The organism is Pseudonocardia sp. Ae717_Ps2, assembly GCF_001932475.1.
Lineage (GTDB): Bacteria > Actinomycetota > Actinomycetes > Mycobacteriales > Pseudonocardiaceae > Pseudonocardia.
On sequence record NZ_MCIS01000001.1, the window covers coordinates 815,708 to 837,547 of the forward strand.

Annotated in this window: 21 protein-coding genes; 8 read left to right on the plus strand and 13 right to left on the minus strand. The window is 75.0% G+C overall.

Annotated features, from left to right (window positions below; translation table 11 throughout):
- The first annotated feature begins 12 nt into the window (after positions 1 to 12).
- Both Ae717Ps2_RS04035 and Ae717Ps2_RS04040 read left to right on the plus strand, forming a co-directional pair.
- On the plus strand, positions 13 to 1,455 hold the full coding sequence (locus Ae717Ps2_RS04035; RefSeq protein WP_075308004.1) for a cytosine permease: 1,443 nt from the start codon (positions 13 to 15) through the stop codon (positions 1,453 to 1,455).
- A complete protein-coding gene (locus Ae717Ps2_RS04040) occupies positions 1,452 to 2,369 on the plus strand; it encodes a PfkB family carbohydrate kinase (protein WP_075308002.1) in 918 nt (305 codons plus the stop codon). Before Ae717Ps2_RS04035 ends, Ae717Ps2_RS04040 begins: the two co-directional genes overlap by 4 nt.
- 203 nt (positions 2,370 to 2,572) lie before the next feature.
- On the opposite strand, the gene Ae717Ps2_RS04045 is transcribed toward Ae717Ps2_RS04040, so the two are convergent.
- From Ae717Ps2_RS04045 to Ae717Ps2_RS04090, 10 genes are all read right to left on the minus strand, one after another.
- The gene (locus tag Ae717Ps2_RS04045) at positions 2,573 to 3,058 is read right to left on the minus strand and encodes a hypothetical protein (RefSeq protein ID WP_075308000.1); all 486 of its coding nucleotides are present in this window, start codon (positions 3,056 to 3,058) and stop codon (positions 2,573 to 2,575) included.
- Between the two features lie 62 nt (positions 3,059 to 3,120).
- Positions 3,121 to 3,978, minus strand: a complete 858-nt coding sequence (locus Ae717Ps2_RS04050) for an alpha/beta fold hydrolase (RefSeq protein WP_075333049.1) — start codon at positions 3,976 to 3,978, stop codon at positions 3,121 to 3,123.
- Positions 3,975 to 4,628 (minus strand): isochorismatase family protein, encoded by a 654-nt coding sequence (locus Ae717Ps2_RS04055; RefSeq protein WP_075307996.1) that lies wholly within the window; start codon positions 4,626 to 4,628, stop codon positions 3,975 to 3,977. Before Ae717Ps2_RS04055 ends, Ae717Ps2_RS04050 begins: the two co-directional genes overlap by 4 nt.
- Positions 4,625 to 5,185, minus strand: coding sequence for a (2Fe-2S)-binding protein (locus tag Ae717Ps2_RS04060; RefSeq protein WP_075333050.1), 561 nt, complete (start codon positions 5,183 to 5,185; stop codon positions 4,625 to 4,627). The genes Ae717Ps2_RS04055 and Ae717Ps2_RS04060 overlap by 4 nt, the downstream gene beginning before the upstream one ends.
- The gene (locus Ae717Ps2_RS04065) at positions 5,182 to 7,536 is read right to left on the minus strand and encodes a xanthine dehydrogenase family protein molybdopterin-binding subunit (protein WP_075307992.1); all 2,355 of its coding nucleotides are present in this window, start codon (positions 7,534 to 7,536) and stop codon (positions 5,182 to 5,184) included. Before Ae717Ps2_RS04065 ends, Ae717Ps2_RS04060 begins: the two co-directional genes overlap by 4 nt.
- On the minus strand, positions 7,529 to 8,314 hold the full coding sequence (locus tag Ae717Ps2_RS04070; RefSeq protein ID WP_075307991.1) for a xanthine dehydrogenase family protein subunit M: 786 nt from the start codon (positions 8,312 to 8,314) through the stop codon (positions 7,529 to 7,531). The genes Ae717Ps2_RS04065 and Ae717Ps2_RS04070 overlap by 8 nt, the downstream gene beginning before the upstream one ends.
- Positions 8,311 to 9,717: an MFS transporter gene (locus tag Ae717Ps2_RS04075; protein WP_075307989.1), complete on the minus strand. Its 1,407-nt coding sequence runs from the start codon at positions 9,715 to 9,717 to the stop codon at positions 8,311 to 8,313. Before Ae717Ps2_RS04075 ends, Ae717Ps2_RS04070 begins: the two co-directional genes overlap by 4 nt.
- A gap of 12 nt (positions 9,718 to 9,729) precedes the next feature.
- Positions 9,730 to 10,998, minus strand: coding sequence for an FAD-dependent monooxygenase (locus Ae717Ps2_RS04080; protein ID WP_075307987.1), 1,269 nt, complete (start codon positions 10,996 to 10,998; stop codon positions 9,730 to 9,732).
- Positions 10,999 to 11,133: 135 nt separating this feature from the next.
- Positions 11,134 to 11,658 (minus strand): MarR family winged helix-turn-helix transcriptional regulator, encoded by a 525-nt coding sequence (locus tag Ae717Ps2_RS04085; protein ID WP_075307985.1) that lies wholly within the window; start codon positions 11,656 to 11,658, stop codon positions 11,134 to 11,136.
- Positions 11,659 to 11,746: 88 nt separating this feature from the next.
- The gene (locus tag Ae717Ps2_RS04090; RefSeq protein WP_075307983.1) at positions 11,747 to 12,325 is read right to left on the minus strand and encodes a TetR/AcrR family transcriptional regulator; all 579 of its coding nucleotides are present in this window, start codon (positions 12,323 to 12,325) and stop codon (positions 11,747 to 11,749) included.
- 175 nt (positions 12,326 to 12,500) lie between these two features.
- Here Ae717Ps2_RS04090 and Ae717Ps2_RS04095 point away from each other — a divergent pair, with 175 nt between their 5' ends.
- Positions 12,501 to 13,454, plus strand: a complete 954-nt coding sequence (locus Ae717Ps2_RS04095; protein WP_083695618.1) for an SDR family NAD(P)-dependent oxidoreductase — start codon at positions 12,501 to 12,503, stop codon at positions 13,452 to 13,454.
- A gap of 81 nt (positions 13,455 to 13,535) precedes the next feature.
- Here the strand turns inward: Ae717Ps2_RS04095 and Ae717Ps2_RS04100 are convergent, their stop codons facing one another.
- Positions 13,536 to 15,188: a glycoside hydrolase family 13 protein gene (locus Ae717Ps2_RS04100; protein ID WP_075333051.1), complete on the minus strand. Its 1,653-nt coding sequence runs from the start codon at positions 15,186 to 15,188 to the stop codon at positions 13,536 to 13,538.
- An 83-nt stretch (positions 15,189 to 15,271) separates the two neighbouring features.
- Here Ae717Ps2_RS04100 and Ae717Ps2_RS04105 point away from each other — a divergent pair, with 83 nt between their 5' ends.
- On the plus strand, positions 15,272 to 16,309 hold the full coding sequence (locus tag Ae717Ps2_RS04105) for a LacI family DNA-binding transcriptional regulator (protein WP_075333052.1): 1,038 nt from the start codon (positions 15,272 to 15,274) through the stop codon (positions 16,307 to 16,309).
- On the opposite strand, the gene Ae717Ps2_RS04110 is transcribed toward Ae717Ps2_RS04105, so the two are convergent.
- Positions 16,302 to 18,356, minus strand: a complete 2,055-nt coding sequence (locus Ae717Ps2_RS04110) for a copper-translocating P-type ATPase (RefSeq protein ID WP_075333053.1) — start codon at positions 18,354 to 18,356, stop codon at positions 16,302 to 16,304. The genes Ae717Ps2_RS04105 and Ae717Ps2_RS04110 overlap by 8 nt on opposite strands.
- A 126-nt stretch (positions 18,357 to 18,482) precedes the next feature.
- Here Ae717Ps2_RS04110 and Ae717Ps2_RS35960 point away from each other — a divergent pair, with 126 nt between their 5' ends.
- The 3 genes from Ae717Ps2_RS35960 to Ae717Ps2_RS04125 are packed head-to-tail and all read left to right on the plus strand — an operon-like array spanning position 18,483 to position 19,572.
- On the plus strand, positions 18,483 to 18,701 hold the full coding sequence (locus Ae717Ps2_RS35960; RefSeq protein ID WP_143510301.1) for a hypothetical protein: 219 nt from the start codon (positions 18,483 to 18,485) through the stop codon (positions 18,699 to 18,701).
- 17 nt (positions 18,702 to 18,718) lie between these two features.
- A complete protein-coding gene (locus Ae717Ps2_RS04120; protein WP_060714438.1) occupies positions 18,719 to 19,093 on the plus strand; it encodes a cupin domain-containing protein in 375 nt (124 codons plus the stop codon).
- A 38-nt stretch (positions 19,094 to 19,131) separates the two neighbouring features.
- A complete protein-coding gene (locus Ae717Ps2_RS04125) occupies positions 19,132 to 19,572 on the plus strand; it encodes an META domain-containing protein (protein WP_075307973.1) in 441 nt (146 codons plus the stop codon).
- Between the two features lie 141 nt (positions 19,573 to 19,713).
- Here Ae717Ps2_RS04125 and Ae717Ps2_RS04130 read toward each other — a convergent pair whose 3' ends face one another.
- Positions 19,714 to 20,526, minus strand: a complete 813-nt coding sequence (locus Ae717Ps2_RS04130; RefSeq protein ID WP_233147435.1) for an alpha/beta hydrolase family protein — start codon at positions 20,524 to 20,526, stop codon at positions 19,714 to 19,716.
- A gap of 14 nt (positions 20,527 to 20,540) precedes the next feature.
- Between Ae717Ps2_RS04130 and Ae717Ps2_RS04135 the strand changes: the two genes are divergently transcribed.
- On the plus strand, positions 20,541 to 21,752 hold the full coding sequence (locus tag Ae717Ps2_RS04135; protein WP_233147436.1) for a macrolide family glycosyltransferase: 1,212 nt from the start codon (positions 20,541 to 20,543) through the stop codon (positions 21,750 to 21,752).
- Positions 21,753 to 21,840: the final 88 nt, after the last annotated feature.

Sequence of the window (21,840 nt, forward strand, 5' to 3'; positions counted from 1 at the left end):
CAGGAGGCCGACATGGCCACCAGCACGACCGACACCGGCACCGCCGGGACCGGCACGCTCGAGACCCGCGGCATCGAACCCGTCCCGGTCGCCGAACGGCACGGCCGCCCGGGGCAGCTCTTCTGGGTCTGGTTCGCCGCGAACATCTCCATCCTCGGTCTCCCGCTCGGCGCGACGCTGGTCGCCTCCGGGCTGAACATCACCCAGGCGGTGATCGCCGCGGTGCTCGGCAGCGTCGGGTCGTTCGCGATCGTCGGCGCCGTCTCGATCGCCGGGCGGCGCGGCGGGGCCCCCGGGCTGACGCTGTCGCGTGCGGTGTTCGGCGCCCGCGGCAACATCGGCCCGACCCTGGTGTCGCTGCTGTCGCGGCTGGGCTGGGAGACGGTCAACACCACCACGGCCGCGTTCGCGCTGCTGTCGCTGGTCACGATCATCGCGGGCACCAGCCCGTCGGCGAAGGACCACCCGGTGATCACGATCGTCTGCATCGCGGTGTTCGTGCTGTGCACGGTGCTCGTCGCCGGGCTGGGGCACGCGGTGCTCGTCGCGGTGCAGCGCTGGGCGACCTGGGTGTTCGGCGCGCTGAACATCGTCGTCGGCGGGTTCCTGGTCGCCACCGTCGACTGGGCCGCGGTCGCCGCGGCCGCCCCCGCGCCGTCGGGTGCGGTCGTCGCCGCGGTCGGGGTGATCGCGGCGGGCACCGGCATCGGCTGGGCCAACGCCTCGGCCGACATGTCCCGCTACCAGTCCCCGTCGGTGCGGGCCGGCTCCCTGGTCGCCTCGGCCGCCGCCGGTGCGGGCATCCCGCTGGTGCTGCTGATCTCGCTGGGCAGCCTGCTCGCCGCCGGTGACCCGACCCTGGCCACCGCCGAGGACCCGGTCGCCGCGATCCGCGACCTGCTCCCCGCGTGGATGGCGATCCCGTACCTGGTCGCCGCGTTCGGCGGGCTGCTGCTGTCCAACCACCTGTCGGTCTACTCGGCCGGGCTGACCACGCTGACCCTGGGCGTGCGGCTGCCGCGGGTGTACGCCGTCGTCGTCGACGTGCTCGTGACCTTCGTCGGCGCGATCTACTTCATGCTGATCGCCGACGGCTTCTACCCGCCGTTCATTGCCTTCATCAGCGCCCTCGCCGTGCCGATCACCGCCTGGGTCGGGGTGTTCGCCGTCGACATGCTGCGTCGCCGTCACTACGACCCGGTGGCCCTGATGGACACCTCGCGCAGCAGCGGCTACTGGTACCGCGGCGGGATCGAGCCGCGGGCGACGGCGGCCTGGGCGCTGGCGATCGTCGTCGGCTACCTGTTCGCCACCGTCGGGCCGTCGTCGGAGCCGTGGTTCACCGGGCCGCTCGCCGGCACCTGGTTCGGCGAGAACGGGCTGGCCTGGGTGATCACCTTCGTCGTCGCGGCCGGGGTGTACGCCGCGCTGGGCGGGGCCCGGGAGCAGCGGTGACCGGCCAGCTCGTCCACTCCGGACAGGTCCTGGTCGACCTGGTCATGCAGGTTCCCGCGCTGCCTCCGCCGGGCGGTGACGTGCTCGCCACCGGCACCACGATGCTGCCCGGCGGCGGGTTCAACGTCGTCGCCGCGGCCGCCCGGGCCGGGGCCGAGGTCCTCTACGCCGGCGGGCACGGCACCGGTCCGCACGGTGACCTGGTGCGGACCGCGCTGGCCGCGGAGGGTGTCACGGTGACCGCGCCGCCCGACCTCGGTGGCGACACCGGGATCTGCGTGACCCTGGTCGACCCGTCCGGGGAGCGGACCTTCGTCACCGGCAGCGGTGTCGAGACCGCGCTCCCCGCCGGGCTCCCCGCGACCACCGCCGACGACGTGCTCTACGTGTCCGGCTACAGCCTGCTCGTCCCGGACAAGGCCGGGGCGCTGCTCGCCGCGGCCGAGGAGTCGTCGGCGACGGTCCTGCTCGATCCGGGGCCGCTGGTCACGGACGTGCCGGACACGCTGTGGGAGCGGATGCTCGCCGCGACCGGGGTGCTCAGCACCAACGCGCGGGAGGCGCGGCTGCTGACCGGGGAGCCGACCGCGGCGCGCGCCGCCGAGGCGCTGGCACGGCAACTGCGCGACGACGCGGCCGTGGTCGTCCGCGACGGAGCCGCGGGCTGCGTGGTCGTCCGCGACGGGGCGGTGGAGGCCGTCCCGGCGCCGGTGGTGGACGCCGTCGACACCAACGGCGCCGGGGACGCGCACTGCGGTGTCCTGGCCGCGGAGCTGCTGCGCGGCACCGCGTGGTCCGAGGCGGTCGCCCGGGCCGGTGCGGCCGCGGCACTCGCGGTCACCCGGCACGGGCCGGCCACGGCGCCGACCCGGGCGGAGCTGGACGCGTTCCTCACCGGGGCTGCCGCGGGGTGAGGGTGTGCGCCGTCGCCGCGGGACGGCGGTGTGCTCCGTCGCCGCGGGATGGCGGGGCCGCTCCCGCCGCGGGCTCGCCGGTCGACGCGCCGGGGCCGGCCGGGGTGCGCGTCGCCGTTCCATGATCGCCAGGAGTGGAGCGTGGAGGTGGGCGGACTGCGCTCCGGACTCCACTCCTGGCGATCATGGACGGCGCAGGGCCCTCAGGTTCCGGCGCCCGCCGCCGTCGCCATGCCCTGGACGGTCTCCTGGACCGCGCGGAACGCCGGGCCGCAGACGGTGGCCTCGCCCTCGGCGAGGGTTCCCGGGTCGGCCTGGCAGCCCTTCGCGGCGAAGTCGTCCAGCGCCTTCCCGACGAGGTCGGCCTGCGTGGCCGCGGCGGGTGCGTCGTGGCGGACCTGGGGCAGCACGTTGCGGATCTCGGTGGTGAACCGGCCGCAGCGCGGGAAGACCTTCGCCGCGTCGCCCGTCCAGCAGGGGTCCTGGGCGTAGAAGCGGAACTTGGTCCGCAGCGCCTCCAGCCCGGGGGCGCCGACCCGCTCCGAGGCGGTCTGTCCCGGCCAGGGCTCGGTGTCCTGCGCCGACGAGGCGGCGGGACGGTCGGCGGAGCAGCCTGCCAGGAGCAGGGCGGCCACCAGCAGGACGGCCGCCCGCAGCAGGGACGTGATCGGGCGCGGGCACGGTTGCACACCGAGACGGTAGGCCCGCGCCGATCGCCCCGGGAGCCGGGGCGGCGTAGGGCGGGGCGGGGTCAGCCCCGGAGGAGCCCGGTGAGCGTCGTGCGCAGCAGCTCCAGCGCCTCGGCCGGGTTGTCCCAGAACACCATGTGCCCGGCGTCCGGGACGGCGACGAGCCGGGAGCCCGGCCGGGCGGCGGCGAGCTCGGCGACCCCGGACGCGGGCACGACGGGGGAGTCCGCGCCGTACAGCAGGGTCACCGGCGCCGGGACGCTCGGCCAGACGTCGAAGAAGTCCTCGGACTCGAACCCGGCGTGCGTCGCGGCGATCGCGGCCTCGTCGCAGGAGGACAGCCAGCGTGCGCGCAGCTCCTGCTCGCGGCGGGGCCAGCGAGGCCAGGACCGCGCGACCCCGTCGGCGTCGGTGCCGTGCTGTGCCTCGTGCAGCTGGCCCAGGAACGCCTCCAGCGTCGTCGGGTACGGCGCGCGGCCGGGTCCCGACAGCGGCGGGTCGACGAGCACGGCGCCGCCGACCAGCCGTCGCGTGGCGGCGACGGCGGCGATCCGGGCGCCCATCGAGTGCCCGAACAGCACCGTGTCGGGGCCCAGGTCCAGCGCGTCGAGCACGGCCACGGCGTCGCCGGCGTAGTCGTCGAGGGTCCAGGAGCCGCCGGTGTCGGACAGCCCGCGACCGCGGACGTCGAGCACCACCGGGCGGCACAGGTCGACGAGCTCGCGGGCGACGAAGTCCATCGTCACCGCGGGGCTGGTGATGCCGGGCAGGACCAGGACGGCGACGCCGTCGCCGCCGTAGTCCAGGGCGTGCAGCGCCAGGTCGCCGTGCCGCACCCAGCGGGACACGGCGGGGACGTCGGCGAGGTCGGCGAGCGCGTCCTGGCGGACCTGCCGGAGGCGGGTGGACGTGACGGTCACAGGAGTCCCTTCAGGTAGGCGAGCGCGTCGTCGAGACCGATCACGTCGCCGTACTTGGCGTGGATGTCGAACAGGTTCGCCTCGTGCGGCCCGGCCGCGCGGTCGCCGACGCACTCACGCGGCACCAGTACGCCGAACCCGGACTGGACGGCGTCGACGGCGGTCGCGCGGACACAGCCCGAGGTGGTGGCCCCGCACACCAGCACGGTGTCCACACCGGAGGACTGCAGCAGGGTCGCGAGCCCGGTGTCGAAGAACGCCGAGGCACCCTTCTTGGTCAGGGTGTGGTCGGTGCCGCGGACGTCGAGCCGAGGGTCGAAGCCGACGGCGGCCGAACCCTCGACGAGCGAGCGCATGCCGGGCGCCTTCACCAGCCAGGGCAGGGTGTCGAGCTCGGCGGGGGTGTAGGCGATCGTCGTCCACACCACCGGGGCGTCGAGGGTGCGGGCCGCCCCGACCAGGGTCGACGTCGCCGCGACGACCTCGGACAGCTCGCTGCCGGTGGGCAGCGCGGGGTCGGTGAACCCGACCGTCAGGTCCACGACGACGACCGCGGGCCGGGTCCCGCGCCGCGCGGCCGCGCCGAACCCGGCGGTCGCATAGGTCGCGTCGGTGCCGGCCCCGTGCGGACCGGTGGCGTGCGGGCTCATGCGGATGCTCCGTCCAGTGCGGACTGCGGGGCGGACTGCGGGGCGGAACGGGGTGCGGAGTCCAGTGCGGACTGCAGCGCGGCGCGGCGCCGGCCCGCGCAGTCCTCCACGGCGTCGACGATGGTCTGGTAGCCGGTGCACCGGCACAGGTTCGACGCCACGACCTCGCGGATCTCCTCGCGATCCGCGTCGGGGGACTCGGCGAGGTAGCCCTCGGCCAGCATCAGGAACCCGGGGGTGCAGAAGCCGCACTGCAGACCGTGGTGCTCGCCGAAGCACTGCTGCAGGTCCGACAGCCCGCCGTCGGGCCCGGACAGCGACTCGACGGTGCGGATCGCTGCGTTCTCCACCTGCACGGCGAACAGCAGGCAGGCGCGGGCGGGCGCGTCGTCGACGAGCACGGTGCACGCCCCGCAGATCCCGTGCTCGCAGCCGACGTGGGTGCCGGTCAGCCCCAGGTCGTGGCGGAGCACGTCGGCCAGCGTGCGGCGCGGCGGGATCGCCAGCTCGTGACGCTCGCCGTTGACGGTCAGCTCGACCAGCTGGACGTCGGTCACGATGCCTCCTGGTTCAGGGCCGCGAAGAGGGCGGCGCGGGGGATCGGGGTGGAGTCCAGCTCGACGCCGGTCGTGCGCAGCGCGTCGTTGACGGCGTTGAGCACGGCCGCGGGGGCGCCGATCGTGCCGCCCTCGCCTGCGCCCTTCGCGCCGTCGGCGGTGAACGCGCACGGTGTCTCGAGGTGCTCGATGCGCACGTCGGGGATCTCGGCGGCGGTCGGGACCTTGTACTCCATGAAGCTCGGCGCGAGCGGCTGGCCGAGCTCGTCGTAGACGACCTGCTCGAACAGCGCCCCGGCGATGCCCTGGGCGATGCCGCCGCGGGCCTGCCCCTCGACCACGCGCGGGTGGATGGCGACGCCGCAGTCCTCGACGCAGACGTAGCGCAGGATCTCCACGCCGCCGGTGCCCGGGTCCAGCGCGACGACGCAGCCGTGCGTGGCGTTGGAGAACGTGCCGTCGCCGCCGACGTCGAAGCTCGCCGTCGCGGTCAGGCCCGGCCCGACCTCCTTGGGAAGCAGGTGCGCGCGCAGGTAGGCGACGTCGGCCAGCTCGGCGTAGGAGAACGTGCGGTCCCCGGCGCGGACGCCGCCGCGGCCGTCGAGCTCGGCGGAGTCGACGTCGCTCCCGGCGAGGTGCGCGGCCAGCGCACGGAGCTGGTCGCCCAGCTTCACCGCCGCCGCGGCCGCCGCGGACCCGCCGATCGTCACCGAGCGGGACGCGAACGAGCCCCAGCCGTAGGTGATCCGGTCGGTGTCGCCCTGGACGATCGTGACCTTGTCGTAGGGCAGGCCGAGCCGGTCGGCGACGATCTGGGCGAAGGTCGTCTCGTGGCTCTGGCCGTGCGAGAGCGTGCCGGTGGTGACGGTGACCGTGCCGTCCAGGTCCATCGTGATCTGGGACAGGTCGAACCCGGGGACGACCTGCATCTTCCGCGCCGCGAACGCGCCGGAGCCGTAGCCGGTGCGCTCGGAGAAGCAGGAGTAGCCGATGCCGAGGACCCGGCCGTCGGACAGGGTGCGCCCGGGCCAGCCCTCGTCGCGCAGCACCTGCTCGCACAGGTCCAGCGACTCCCGGTAGGACCCCGGGTCGTAGGTGATCGCGTTGACCCCGCGGTAGGGGAACTCGGTGATCAGGTTGCGGCGGCGGACCTCCAGGGCGTCGAGCCCGAGCTCGCGGGCGGCGCGCTCCATCAGCCGCTCCATCACCATCACGTACTGCGGCCGGGACACCCCGCGGTACGGCGCGGTCGGCGCTTTGTTCGTGGTGACCGCGCGGCCGCGCACCCGGTAGGCCGGCACCCGGTAGACGCCGGGCATCTCCGCCGAGGCCATCAGCGGCTCGATGCCCGCGGTGAACGGGTAGCAGGAGTAGGCGCCCATGTCGCAGACGACGTCGGACTCCAGGGCGAGGATCTCCCCGTCGGCGGTGAACGCGGCGCGGGCGGTGTAGTGCTGCTCGCGGGCCAGGAAGCTCGCGGTCAGCGCCTCGCGCCGGTCCTCGATCCACTTCACCGGACGGCGGAGCCGCTTCGCGGCGGCCGCGGCGGCGATCTCCTCCCGGCCGACGACGCACTTCTGCCCGAACCCGCCGCCCATGTCCGGCACCAGGACCCGGACCTGTCTCTCGTCGAGCCCGGCACAGCGGGCCAGGACCGTGCGGACCTGGTGCGGGACCTGGGTGCAGGTGCGCACGACCAGCTGCTCGTCGCGGTCGTCCCAGTCGGCGACGACGCCGCGGGTCTCCAGCGGGAGCGCGTTCTGCCGACCGGTCCGTGCCTCGACCGAGACGACCGTGTGCGCGTCGGCGAACACGTCGTCGATGCCCTCGGTCGCGAACAGCGACACGTCCACGAGCACGTTGCCGGGGGCCTCGTCGTGCACCGGCGGGCCGGCCGCGGCCAGCGCGGCGGCCTCGGTGACCACCGGGTCGAGCGGGTCGAGCTCGACGACGGCGGCCTCCACCCCGTCCTCGGCGGCGTAGGGGTCGGTGGCGAGCACGATCGCGAGCGGTTCGCCGACGTAGCGGACCTTCTCCCCGGCCAGCACCGGCATCGAGGTCGGGACGAACTCCTCGATCGGCCGGTCGAGCAACGCGGTGATGTCGCGCAGGGCGAGGTCGGCGGCGGCGAACGCGGCGACGACGCCGGGGACCGCACGGACCTCGGACAGGTCGACGTCGACCACCCTGGCGTGTGCCTCGGTGCTGCGCACGAACGCGGCGTGCAGCATCCGGGGCAGCGTGATGTCGTCGACGAACCGGCCGCGGCCGGTGAGCAGCCGCGGGTCCTCCCGGCGCGGGACGGACGCGCCGACCCAGCTGCCGTCGCGGCGGAATCCGGGCTCAGCCACCGGCGGCCTCCTCCCGTGCCCGGGCGACGAGGGTGCGGACCAGGCCGCGGCGGTACGCCGCGGGGATCCCGGCCTCGTCGCGCAGCTCCAGCCCGTCGGCGACCTCCGACGGCGTCCCTGCCGGGCCGACCAGCACCGGGACGGCGCCGACCCCACCGAGCACGACCTCCTCGGTGTCCAGGTCCACCCCCGCCGCGACGACGGCGAAGTCGCCACGCCGGTCGGCGTACTCGGTGAGCGCCGCCCGCGGCGCGGGCCGGGGGAACACGACCTCGACGATCACCTCGTCGGGGGCCAGGGCGGTGGTGAACGGGCCGAGGAAGAACTCCCGCGCCCGGATCTCGCGGCGCCCGCCCGGCCCCTCGGCGACGACCACGGCGTCGAGGAGCACGGCCAGCAGACACCACTCGGCGGTGGCGTCGCCGTGCGCGATCGACCCCCCGACGGTGCCGCGGGTGCGGATCGGCAGGTGCCCGACCCAGCGCATCGCGGCCGACAGGACCGCGAAGTCCGGCCCGAGGTCGGCCCGCTCGACGGCCCGGTGCGTGGTGAGTGCGCCGATCCGGAGTGCACCGCCGGTGCGGCGGATGCCGGCCAGGCCCGGCACGTGCGTGAGGTCGATCAGGTGCCCGGGGCGGGCCATCCGGTAGTTCATCATCGCGACCAGGCTCTGCCCGCCGGCGAGCAGCTTGGGCTCGTCGTCGGCCAGCTCGGTCAGCAGGTCGACCGCCCCGCGCACCGACGACGCCCGGTGGTAGGTGAACGCGGCGGGCTTCACGCCTTCTCCACCCGCTCCACGGCCGGCGCGTCGAGGGTCTGCTCGTCGCCGGTGATGCGGTCCAGCTCGCGGCCCCGGGTCTCGGGGGCGCCGAGCGCCATGAACGTCACCGCGGCCAGCACCAGCAGCGCCATCAGCGTGAAGGTCAGCGGCAGGCCCAGCACCGGCCACAGCAGGCTGCCGAAGATCAGCGGGACGAAGCCGGTCACCGCCCGGCTCGACGACGACGCCCAGCCGAAGCCCGAGGCCCGCAGCTCGGTGGGGTAGAGCTCGGAGACGTAGGCGTACATGACCGGGATGACGACCAGGGCGAAGAACCCGAACACCGCGATCATCGCGACCGCCGCCGTGGACGAGCCCATGACCAGCGAGAACACGACCAGCGACAGTGCGGCGCACGGTCCCGCGACGCCGATGACCCACTTGCGGCCGACGACCTCGACCAGCAGCACCGAGGTGATGACCCCGAGGATGCCGACCGCGTTCATGACCGTGGTGGAGGCGAACGCGGCCACCTCGCCCATGCCCTGGGCCCGCAGGATCGACGGCATCCAGGACAGCGCGGCGTAGTAGACGACCATGACGGTGATGAACAGCGACCAGGCGACGCCGGTGATGCGCGGGTTGAACGACCACACCATGCGCAGCTGCTCGGCCAGCGCGCCGAGACCGCGGCGGCGCGAGGTGGTCGGCTCCGGCGCGGCGGCGGTGATCGTGTACTGCTCGACGGGGGCGCCGGTGCGGCGGACCATGTCGTCGATGACGGCGCGGGCCTCGGCCTCGCGGCCGGTCCGGGCCAGGTAGAGCGGGGACTCCGGGACGCCGCGGCGGACCCAGACCAGCAGCAGCGCGGGCAGCACCATCAGCGCGAGCATCCAGCGCCAGTTGCCCTCGACGGGCACCAGCAGGGTCGCCGACAGCCCGGCGAGGGTGGCGCCGATCGGCCACCAGCCGTCCATCGCGGCGAGCACCTTGCCCCGGTAGCGCCGGGGTGAGAACTCACTGACGATCGCGTAGTCGACGGGGATGCAGCCGCCGAGCCCGATGCCGGCCAGGAAGCGCAGCGCCAGGAAGACCTCCCAGCTGGGGGAGAAGGCGCCCAGTACGGAGAACAGGGCGAAGATCAGCAGCGTGATGCTGAAGACCCGCTTGCGGCCCATCCGGTCGGCGATGGTGCCGAACGCGACGGCGCCGACGGCCATGCCGATGAGGTTGGCCGTCGCGACGAGGCCGCGCTGGCCGGTCGAGAGGTCGAACTCGACGCCGAGCAGTGGGGTGAGGAAGCCGTTGAGGGCGACGTCCCAGGCGTCGAACATGTAGCCGAGGCCGCCGATGAGGAAGATCTTCCCCTGGACGCCCCAGCGCCAGGGCAGGTCCTGGACGACCTGGTCTCCGGTACGCATGTCGGTGCTCCTCTATCGGGCGAAGGGGTAGGTGACGGACTCGTCGTCCGGATCGTTCAACGGGGAACCCCGCCACAGCCAGTCGTAGGACACGTCGGACTCGCCCTGGAAGCGGCGCAGCTTCTCGTCGCGTTCGCGCTGCTCGGGGCCGTCGGGCAGGTGGTAGAAGTCCATGTTCTGCAGCGAGGCGTCCTGGACGACGCCCGCGTGCTTGGCGCGGCGCTGCACGTACCGCGCGAGCGCGGTGTCGATCCCGCCGCGGCCGGCCGCGCCGAGCTCCTCGGCCAGCACGGCGGCGTCCTCCATCGCCTGCGAGGCGCCCTGGGCCTGGTAGGGGAGCATCGCGTGGCAGGCGTCGCCGAGGAGGACGACCCGGCCGTCGAGCCAGACCGGGTCGCGGCGGCGCCGGTACAGCGCCCACACCGAGACGTCGTCCTTGGCCTTGGACAGCATCGCCGGGACGCGGTCGTCCCAGTCGGCGAAGTCGGCGACGAGGTCCTCGGCGGTGGCGGGGGCGCTCCAGTCGCGCTCGACCTGCTCGGTGCAGGGCACGATCGCGACGACGTTGAGGTACTCGCCGCGGCGGATCATGTAGTGCACCAGGTGCTTGCCGGGGCCGTACCAGATCGTGGAGTGGTAGCGGTCGAGCAGGAACCGGGTCGCCGGGTCCGCGGCGATCAGCTCGCCGGGGATCAGGGCGCGGTAGGCCATCTCGCCGGAGAAGGCGAGGGTGTCGTCGAACCCGGCGAGGTCGCGCACCCCGGACCGGATGCCGTCGGCGCCGACCAGCACGTCGCCCGCGACGCGCAGCCCGCGCGCGGTGACCGCCACCGGGCGGTCCGGGTCGCTGCGGTCGAGCTCGACGACCTTCGCGTCGGTGTGCACGGTCACGGCGGGGCCGGGGCCGTCCGGGTCGAGGCAGGCATCGAGCAGGACGCGGTGCAGGTCGGCGCGGTGGTAGTGCCAGTACGGCGCACCGTAGGCCTCGACGACCTGCTGCCCGAGCGGGAGCTGGGCGATGATCGAGCCGTCGGCCCAGCGCCGCCGCACCTGGTCCTGCGGGGCGGTGTGGATCCGCTCCAGCGACCGGCGCAGCCCCAGGCCGAACAGGATGCGGCTGGCGTTGGGGGCGGTCTGGATCCCGGCGCCGACCTCGCCGAGCTGCGGCGCGGCCTCGAGCACGGTGGCCCGGAAGCCCTGGCGGCGCAGGGCCAGTGCGGCGGTCAGCCCGCCGAGGCCGCCGCCCGTGACCGTGATCTCCAGGGACTGGCTGGGTGCCACGACTACCTCCTCGCATCCGGCGGACCTGTGACGTGGCCCGCACGAGAAGTAATCCGAGCACGTACTATCCGGATACGCAAGGTTCTCGCGGGAACGACCCGGAAGGGAAACCGGGACGTAACGGGGCGGGCGGGTTCAGTCGTCGCCGGGCAGCGACGTCCGCTCCGCGACCGCCTCCCAGTGGGCACCGAGGGTGTTGAGCAGGCCGGCGATCTCCGAGCGCCGGTCCTGCGGGACCGCGGCCAGCAGCTCCGCGTCCAGGCGCCGCGTACGGCGGGTGACCTCGGCGAGGGCAGCTGTGCCGTCGTCGGTGAGGGAGAGGATCTTGCGCCGGGCGTCGCGGGGGGACTCGGTGCGCTCGATGAGTCCTCGGCGCTCCATCCGGCGGCAGACGTCGGCCATCGTGGAGGTGTCCAGGGCGACGGCGCCGGCCAGTGAGCTCTGGTCGGACTCCGGGTAGGCGCGGATCGCCGACAGCACCGCGAACTGCGGGCCGGTCAGCACCGGGTCGACGTGGCGGCTCCAGGCGGCGAGGTACGCCTGGTACATGCGGCGCGCGCCGTAGCCGGGGGCGGCGACCAGGTCGGCCGGCGGAGCGGTCGCGACGGCCGGGCGGCGGTGTTCCCCGCGGTCCGTTCCGCGGCGCAACGGCTCGCCCATGATGCCTCCGTGCTCGTCCGGGCCGGTGCCCTCGTCCGGGACGGATCCTACGTGTCCGGACGATCACCCCGGGTGCCCGGGCCGGGGCTCAGCGCGGACGCAGGCCGTCGACGAGCAGGTCCAGCAGCCGTCCGGCCTGCTCGCGAGCCTGTGGGTCGGCGACGGCCATGCAGATCCCGCTGGTGCCGACGAGCACGTCCGCGGCGTCGACGTCGTCGCGCAGGGTGCCGTCGGCGACGCCGGCCTGCTGGAGCAGGCGGACGGCCTCGACCATCCGCTCGCGACTCTGGGCGAACGGGTTGTGCCCGCAGGCGACGAGGGCGTGCAGCGAGTCCGCGAGATGCTTCTTGGTGATCACGTAGTCGACGAAGCGGTCCATCCAGGCCCGTAGTGCCTGGTCCGCGGGCAGCTCGGTGCGCAGCTGTTCGGCCGCGGCGCAGAGCCGGTCGAGCTCGTTGCGGTAGACCGCCTCGACCAGGGAGTCCCGGTTCGGGAAGTGCCGGTAGAGCGTGCCGATGCCGACGCCGGCGTCCTTCGCGATGCCGTCGAGGGTCGTGGCGGGGCCGCCGCGGCTCTCCGCGGTGAACGCGCGCACGGCCGCGGCCAGCAGCAGCTCACGGTTGCGCGCGGCGTCCGCGCGCAGGCCGGAACGTGTGCTGGTGCCCATGACGGTGCCTCCTCGGGTGGACTGACGATCCCACGATACGTCTTGCGATCCGGAGGATGCTCCGGATAGAGTCCCGAGTCATGCGGAGGATCCTCCGCTTACTTGTCCCCGGGGACACGGCGACGCAACGACGACGTCACCGACCGCGTACCCGGTGCTCAGAAGGGATCACGCCATGCTGTTCCGCTCCACGACCGACCGATCCCGTCCCGTCTCCACCATCACCTCGACCACCTCGACGGCGGCCGCCGTCCTCCCGGTCGCACCGGCCGCGGCCACCGCCGCCGACGTCCTCGCCGGCGTCGACCTCACCGGGCGGCGCGCCGTCGTCACCGGTGCCACCACCGGGGTCGGCCTCGCCACCGCCCGCGCACTGGCCGCCGCCGGGGCCGAGGTCACCCTCGCCGTGCGCGACGCCGAGGCCGGGGCCGTCGCCCGCGACGGCATCGTCGCCGACACCGGCAACGAGCGCGTCGCCGTCGGCGAGCTCGACCTGTCCGACCAGCGCTCGGTCGCCCGCTTCGTGCGGCTGTGGGACGGCCCGCTGCACATGCTCGTGCACGCCGCCGCCGTCGCCGGTGCCCCGCTGACCCGCACCGTCGACGACTGGGAGCTGCACCTGGCCGTCAACCACCTCGGGCCGGCGTCGCTCACCTCGGGGCTGCACTGGGCGCTCACCGCGGTCGACGGCGCCCGGGTGGTCACCGTGACCTCCGCCGCCCACCGGGACGCGGCGTTCGACCCGGAGGACCCGCACTTCTCCGACCAGCGCTACGACGCCCACCTCGCCCACGCCCGGTCCCGGAGTGCAGCGCTGCTGCACGCGGTCGAGGCCGCGCGTCGCTGGTCGGGCGACGGGATCGCGGTGAATGCCGCCGACCCCGGCCCGGTGGGGGTCGACCCCGAGCAGGGGGCCGCGACGGTCGTACTGGCCGCGGCGTCACCGCTGGTCGGGGGGATCAGCGGGCGCTACTTCGCCGGGCTCGCGGAGGCGGGACCGGTCGGGCCGGGAGTGGCGGGCGGGGTCGCCGCCCACGCGCTCGACCCGGTCGTCGCGCGGCGGGTCTGGCGCTGGACCGAGCGCACGCTGCGCGAGGTCTGGTTCGCCGGGCTGCCCATCGTGGCCTGAGCCGCCGACGGCCGGGCCGGGCACCCGCCCGGCCCGGCCGTCGTGGTGTGGACGGTCAGTGACGCAGCTCAGTGCCGCAGCTCAGTGGCGCAGCCACACCGCGGTGTCGGAGGGGACCTCGCCGCGCGCGGTGAGCGGGCCGCTGGCCAGCATCACCTCGGCGTCCTCGGGCAGTGACACCGGCGCGGAGGAGACGTTCACCAGGCAGGTGAAGCCGCCGTCGCCGGCGTCGGAGGTACGGGTCAGGGCCAGCGTGCCCTCCGGCGACTCCTGCCAGGCCAGGGTGCCGCCGCCGAGCGCGGGGTGGGCGCGGCGGATGGCCAGCGCGTCGCGGTAGAGGTGCAGCACCGAGTCCGGGTCGGCCTCCTGGGCGTCCGCGGCGTGCCGGGCGAAGACCGCGGGCTGGGGCAGCCACGGTTCGCCGGACGGGCCGAAGCCGAAGCCCGGCGCGTCCGCGACCCACGGCAGCGGGACGCGGCAGCCGTCGCGTCCGCGCAGGGTGTGCCCGGACAGCTCCCAGGTCGGGTCGTCGAGCCGGTCGGTCGGGATGTCCTCGACCTCCGGCAGCCCGAACTCCTCGCCCTGGTAGAGGTACGCGGTGCCGGGCAGCGCGAGCATCAGCAGCGTCGCCGCCCGGGCCCGGCGCAGCCCGAGCTCCGGGTCGGCGGGCAGGGCGATCACGTCGTCGAGGTTCCAGCCGCGTCCGGCCTCGGGCTTGCGGGCCAGCCGGCTGGGGTGCCGGCAGACGTCGTGGTTGGACAGCACCCAGGTCGCCGGTGCGCCGACCCGGGTGTTCTCGGCGATCGCGTCGTCGATGTTGGCGCGCAGGTCGTCGGCCAGCCAGGCGGCGGTGAGGAAGTTGAAGCTGAACGCGGTCTGCAGCTCGTCCGGGCGCAGGTAGCGGGCCAGCCGCTGCGGGTCCGGCACCCAGGCCTCGGCGACGAACACCCGCGGCGGGTCGTAGGTGTCGCCGATCCGGCGCCACGACCGGAAGATGTCGTGCACGCCGTCGCGGTCGAGGTAGGGGTGGCTGCCGTCCTGGACGTCGTTGACGCCCTCGACGATGTCGGGCAGCCCGGGTTCCTTCACCATCGAGTTCGCGACGTCGACGCGGAACCCGTCCACACCCCGGTCGAACCAGAAGCGCAGTGTCTCCTCGAAATCGGCGCGGATCTCCGGGTGCTCCCAGTTCACGTCCGGCTGCCGGATGTCGAACAGGTGCAGGTACCACTGCTCCGGGGGCCCGTCGGGGGAGACGACCCGCTCCCACGCGGACCCGCCGAACATCGACTGCCAGTTGTTCGGCGGCAGCGCGCCGTCGGTGCCGCGGCCGTCGCGGAAGATGTAGCGCTCGCGCTCCGGCGAGCCGGGGCCGGCGGCCAGCGCCTGCCGGAACCACACGTGCTCGTCGGAGTGGTGGTTCGGGACGATGTCGAGCAGCACCTTGATGCCGCGCTCGTGCGCCTCGGCGATCAGGGCCTCGGCCTGCGCGGTGTCGCCGAACATCGGGTTGATCGCGCGGTAGTCGGCCACGTCGTAGCCGCCGTCGGCCAGCGGAGACGGGTACCAGGGGTTGATCCAGATCGCGTCGACGCCGAGCCGGTCGAGATGGTCGAGCCTGCTGCGCAGGCCGGTGAGGTCACCGGTCCCGTCGCCGTTCCCGTCGGCGAAGCTGCGGATGTAGACCTGGTAGACGACGGCGTTGCGCCACCAGTCCTGCTCGTGCACGGACATGATGCTCCCGGGGACGGATCGTGGGCGGGGCGGTGTTGCAGAGTGTTTCATCCGGTTGCAACCGCTGTCGAGAGGCGGGCACGATGACCCCCGTGACGGACGAGCCGGTGCGCGAGGTCGTACGCCGGGTGGGTGTCCGGCGGGTCGCCGAGCTCGCCGGGGTCTCGCCGGCGACGGTGTCGCGCGCCCTGCGCGAGGGCACCCCCGTCTCGCACGACACCCGCGAACGCGTCCGGCGGGCGGCGGCCTCCCTCGGCTACTCCGTCCCGGTCCGGCCGCTGACGGTCGCCGTGCTCGCCCGCTTCCCGACCCGCTGGTTCTTCGCCGAGGCCGTCGCCGGGGTGGAGGGCGTGTTGTCCGCGGCCGGGCACGTCACCCAGCTGCACAACCTCGGCGACCCGCAGGCGCGGGCGCACTTCTTCGCGACGCTGCCGGTGCGCGGTCGCGCCGACGGGCTGATCGTCGTCGCCTCGGCCATCGACACCACCGAGGCCGCGGCGCTGGACGCGCTGGGGATCCCGGTCGTCGTACTCGGCGGGGACATGCTCGGGCGGCCGCGGATCGGCATCGACGACCGCGCCGGTGCCCGGACCGCCGTCCGTCACCTGCTCGGGCTCGGCCACCGCGGCGTCGCGCTGGTGTCGTTCGACCCCGACGAGGCCAACGGCCGCGCCACGACGACCGACCGGCGCGACGGCTGGGCCGACGCGCACGCCGAGGCCGGGCGCCCCCGAGGCCCGGTCGTCGCCACCGGGGCCGGGGTGGCCGACGGCGACGCCGCGGCCGCCGAGCTGCTCTCGCTGCCGGTGATGCCGACCGCGGTGTTCGCGATGTCCGACGAGCTCGCAGTCGGCGTGCTGCGCACCCTGCGCCGCGCCGGCGTGACGGTGCCGGGACAGGTGTCGGTGGTCGGGTTCGACGACCACGACTCGGCCGCCGTCGCCGAGCTCACCACGGTCGCCCAGCCGGTTCGCCGCCAGGGTGAGCTCGCCGCCCGGGCGCTGCTCGCCGCGCTGGGCGGCGGCGTCCCCGGCGGCGTCTCCGGTGATGTCCCCGGTGATGTCGAGGTGCCGACCCGGCTGGTGGTCCGGGCGACGACGGCGCCACCGCGGGTCAGCTGACCAGCCGGTCCGGGCGCAGCTCCACCCGGCGCAGCAGCTGCGCGTTCAGCGCGACGACGACCGTCGACAGGCTCATCAGCAGCGCACCGACCGCGGGCGGGAGCACGAACCCGACCGGGGCGAGCACTCCGGCCGCGAGCGGCACCGAGACCAGGTTGTAGCCGGCCGCCCACCACAGGTTCTGCAGCATCTTCCGGTACCCGGCGCGGGACAGTGCGATCACCGACAGCACCCCGCGCGGGTCGGACGAGGCGAGGACCACCCCGGCCGAGGCGACGGCGACGTCGGTTCCGGCCCCGATCGCGATGCCGACGTCGGCCCGGGCCAGCGCCGGGGCGTCGTTCACGCCGTCGCCGACCATCGCCACGACCGCGCCGCGGGCCTGGAGCCGGGCCACCGCCTCGTCCTTGCCCTCGGGCAGCACCTCGGCGACCACCTCGTCGACGCCCAGGTCGCGGGCGACCGCCTCGGCGACCGGGCGCGCGTCGCCGGTGAGCATCACGACCCGCACACCGCGGGCGTGCAGTGCGTCGACCGCGGCCCGGGACTCCGGGCGGACCGCGTCGGCGAGCGCGAGCGCGCCCACCACCTCGCCGGGTTCCGCACCGGTCACCACGTACAGCACGGTGGCGCCGTCGTCGCCCCACCGGCGCACGTCGCCGGCGAGCTCCGCGGGCACACCGAGACCGCGCTCGCGCAGCAGCGCCGGGCCGCCCACCGCGACCGGCCGCCCGTCGATGGTCGCGGAGACACCGCGTCCGGTGTACGAGCGGAACCCCTCGGCGACCGGGACGTCCCGCCCGCCGGCCGCGGTGACGACCGCCCGGGCCAGCGGGTGCTCGCTGTCGGCCTCGACGGCGGCGGCCAGGGCCAGGGTCTGCTCGGCGCCCGCGGTCCCGACGACCCGGGGGCTGCCGGTGGTCAGCGTGCCGGTCTTGTCGAACAGCACCGTGTCGACGGTGCGGGTGCGCTCCAGCGCGAGCCGGTCGGTGACCAGCACCCCCGACCGCGCCGCGCGGGCCGTGGAGATGGCGATGACCAGCGGGATCGCCAACCCGAGCGCGTGCGGGCAGGCGATCACCAGCACGGTGACGGTACGGGTGACCGCCTGCGCGGTGTCGCCGAGCAGCGTCCACGCGGCGAAGGTCGCCACCCCGGCACCCGCGGCGAACCAGAACAGCAGCGCCGCCGCGCGGTCGGCGAGTGCCTGGGCCCGGGAGCGCGAGGCCTGCGCGTTCGCGACCAGGCGGCGGATGCCCGACAGCGCGGTGTCCTCGCCGACGGCGTCGACCCGGACCCGCAGTGCGGAGTCGGTGGCGACGGTGCCCGCGACCACGCGGTCGCCGGTCCCGCGCGCGACCGGCCGGGACTCGCCGGTGATCATCGACTCGTCCACCTCGGCAGCACCGTCGACGACCGTGCCGTCGGCGGGCACCCGGGCGCCGGACCGGACCAGCACGACGTCGCCGACAGTCAGGTCGGCCGGTGCGACCGCGCCGATCGTGCCGTCGGCCCCGATCCGCTCGGCGGTGTCGGGCAGCAGCGCGGCCAGTGCGTCGAGGGCTCCGGACGCCTGGCCGAGCGCACGCATCTCGAGCCAGTGCCCGAGCAGCATGATCACGACCAGCAGCGCCAGCTCCCACCAGAAGTCCAGCCCGCCGACGCCGAGCGAGCTCAGCAGGCTCGCCACCCACGCGACGCCCACGGCCATGCCGATCAGCAGCATCATCCCGGGCCGGCGCGCCCGGATCTCGGCGACGGCGCCGGACAGGAACGGCCACCCCGGCCAGAAGAGGATCACGGTGCCGAGCACCGGTGGGGCCCACGCCGACCACGTCGGTGGCGTGTACCCGAGCAGCATCCCGGTCATCGCGCTGAACCCGACGACGGGGACGGCGAGCACCAGCGCGACGACGAACCGGTCCCGGAACGCCGCCGCGTGGTCGGCGTGTCCGTGTCCGGTGTGGTCGGCGTGCCCTCCGTGACCACCCCCGGGGTGCGTCCCGTGCTCCTGCGGGGCCGAGGCCGCCCGTGGCTCGCCGTGCATCGTCTACCTCCCGACGTCGTGGACGCCCGCTGGAGCGCTCATACCCCCCCAGGGTATTCCCCCGGGGCGGTTCCCGCGGGGTACGGTCGCGGTCGTCCCGCGGGGACACCACGGGAGGTGGTCGGCGTGGTCCGGGTCGAGGGGCACTGGCGCAACCGCAGCTGGGTCGCCGCGCACTACCGGCACCCGATGCGGCCCGGTGCCGACCAGACGGTGCTCGTCGCGCCGCCCGCCTGGTCGGTGTGCATCGACCTGTCCGCACACGGCGGACCGTTCCCCGCCGAGCCGGTGGACGGGCGCCCCGCGCCACCGCTGCCCGCACCCCGACCGCCCGCCGAGCACTGAGGCGGCAGGATGGTGCGGTGCCGAAGCTGATCGAGAACGCCAGCCGGGTCACCGCCGCCGGGACCCCGCCCAAGACCATCGACGAGTACGTGGGCCGGGTGAACTCCGGCGACGACGCGGTGTCGGTCGCCCACATGCGCAGCCCGTCCGGCTGGGCCGAGCCCGGCCAGACCCCGGAGTTCGACGAGTACACCCTGGTCCTGCGGGGCGCGCTGCGCGTCGAGTACGACGGCGGCGAGCTCACCGTGGCCGCCGGGCAGGCCGTGCACACCGCGCCGGGGGAGTGGGTGCGCTACAGCTCGCCCGGTCCGGAGGGGGCGGAGTACGTGGCCGTCTGCCTGCCCGCCTTCGAGATCGGTGCCGCGCACCGCGACGACGAGGCCGGGAGCTGACCGCCCCGGCCGGGGCCGCGATCCGGTACACCGGGGAGGTGACGAACCGGACAACTGCACTCGCCGCACTCGCCGCCGCCGCGCTCGTCCTGTCCGGCTGCGGTGCGGCCGGCGATCCCGACGGCGATCCCGACGGCGCGGCGGACCGCGACGGCCCGCGCGCCGCCGAGGCCTCCGACCTCACCGGCGTGCGCTGGCTGCCCGCCGACGGCACCGCGCAGGGCCGCGCGTTCGCCGAGTTCGCCCCGGACGGCACCTGGACCGGCTCGGACGGCTGCAACGGGCAGAGCGGCGAGTGGACCCTCGGCGGCGACGGCGCCCTGCGCGCGACGGCGGGCCCCAGCACGCTGATCGGCTGCGAGAACGTGCCGGTCGCGCGCTGGGTCTCCGGGGCCGTCCGCGTCGAGACCGACGGTGAGGCCCTGCTCCTGCACCCCGCGGCGGGCGAGCCCGTCCGCCTGGTCCCCGCGCCCCGCTGACGCCCCGCCCCGCCCTGCCCTCACCGCGCCGAGGCCCGCACTCCGGCCGACGCCGAGTCGCACGTTTCCGCCCCGCGCAGGGCGGAAACGTGCAGCTCGACGCCGGCCGCGACGGTCGAACGCCGCGGGACCGGGGCGGGGTCAGCGGGGGAGCGGCAGCCAGTCCAGGACGTCGCGGATCCGGGCCTCCCAGTAGCCCCACTCGTGCTCGCCCGGGCCGAACGAGGAGGTCACGGCCACCCCGGCGGCCCGGGCCCGCTCCGCGAACCGCACCGACTGCGGGTGCAGCGGGTCCTCGGTCCCGGCACACACGTACAGGGCGGGCGCCGCTCCCGGGGCGAGCCGGTCGAGCAGCGCGAACAGGTCGGCGTCGCTCCCGGCCACCGGGGCGCCGTCGAAGATCCGTTCCCAGATCCGGGGGTCCTCCTCGCGCGGCGGACCCGCGGCCAGCGCGGCGAGGTCCAGCGCCCCGGACAGCGACGCCGCTGCCGCGAAGCGGTCCGGCTCGGACAGCGCCCAGGACAGCGCACCGTAGCCGCCCATCGACAGCCCGGCCACGAACGTCTCCGCCGGGTCGGCCGACACCCGGAAGAACCGCGCCACCAGCGCGGGCAGCTCCTCGGTCACCCAGGTGCGGTAGCGGCCGCCGTAGGCCTGGTCGGTGTAGAAGCTGCGGTGCACCTGCGGCATCACCACGGCCAGCCCCAGCTCGTCGGCGTAACGCTCGACGGAGGTGTAGCGGGTCCAGGCGGTGTCGTCGTCGGACAGGCCGTGCAGCAGGTAGAGCACCGGCGGCGGGGCGTCGAGGTCGCGCACCCCGCCCCCGATCCGGGTCCGCGACGGCTGGGGCAGCAGCACCGTGACCGAGGTGGCCAGTCCGAGGGAGTCGGCGACGACGTCGCAGCGCAGCCGGGCCATCCGGCGATACTCGTCGGCGCGTCCCGGGCCGGTCAAGGCACACTCGGGTGGTGCACGTCCTCATGTCGACCACCGCCGCGCACGGCCACGTCCACCCGAACCTGCCGGTGATGGCCGAGCTGGTCGCACGTGGCCACCGCGTCACCTACCCGGTCTCCGAGCGGTTCGCCGAGGCCGTCGCCGCGACCGGGGCGACCCCGCTGCGGATCCGCACCGACCTGCCCGACCCGGCGAAGGGCGAGCAGTGGCCCGACGGCGGCGTCGTGGCGATGCGGCTGTTCTCCGCCGAGGCCCGCTCCGCCTACGCGCAGATCGCCGACGCGCTGCAGTACGAGCACCCCGACGTCGTCTGCTACGACGGTTCCGGCTGGGCCGGGCACGCCTTCTCCCGGGTCCGCGGCATCCCGCGGATCGAGCTGGCCCCGCACATGGTGGCCTGGGACGGCTTCGAGGCCGACATGGCAGAGGCCTTCGCGTTCCTGGAGACCCCGGAGGGGCTCGCCTGGCGGGCCGAGCTGGACGCCTGGCTCGACGAGGTCGGCGCGGGCGTCGGGAACCGGGAGTTCCTCGGCCGGCCGGACCGCTCGGTGGTGCTGATCCCGGAGGCGATGCAGCCCGAGCTCGACCGGGTCGACCGCGACCGCTACACCTTCGTCGGCCCGGTCATCGGCGACCGCTCCCACCAGGGGCTGTGGCCCAAGCCGAAGGCCCCGTTGCTGCTGGTGTCGCTCGGCTCGGCCTACACCGACCGGCCCGCGTTCTGGCGGGACTGCATCGAGGCCATGACCGGCACCGGCTGGCAGACCGTGCTGGCCACCGGCCCGCACGTCTCCCCGGCCGACCTCGGCGCGATCCCCGACGACGTCACCGTCCGGGAGTGGGTGCCGCAGCTGGCGGTGCTGGCGCACGCGTCGGCGTTCGTCACCCACGCCGGGATGGGCGGCTGCACCGAGGGCCTCTGGCACGGGGTGCCGATGGTCGCCGTGCCGCAGGCCGTGGACCAGTTCGGGAACGCCGACCGGATCGCCGCGCTGGGGGTGGGGGAGCACCTGCCCGCCGACGCGGTCACCCCGCAGAGCCTGCGCGACGCGGTGCTGCGGGTGTCGTCGTCGGAGGAGGTCGCTCGCCGCTGCGCCGAGGAGAAGGCGAGCGCCCGTGCTGCCGGCGGGGCCGCGGCGGCCGCGGACGTCATCGAGGGACTGGTGCCGTCCGCACGGTGCGCGACCTGCGCGCTCGTCGGAGGTTGTGGCGGTCGAGGCTGAGACGTCCGTTTCTCGTTGATCCGTTCGGGCTACCGTCGGGCGTGGCGATTGTGGACGCAGCGTCGCCGGTGGCACGGTCTGGCTCTCG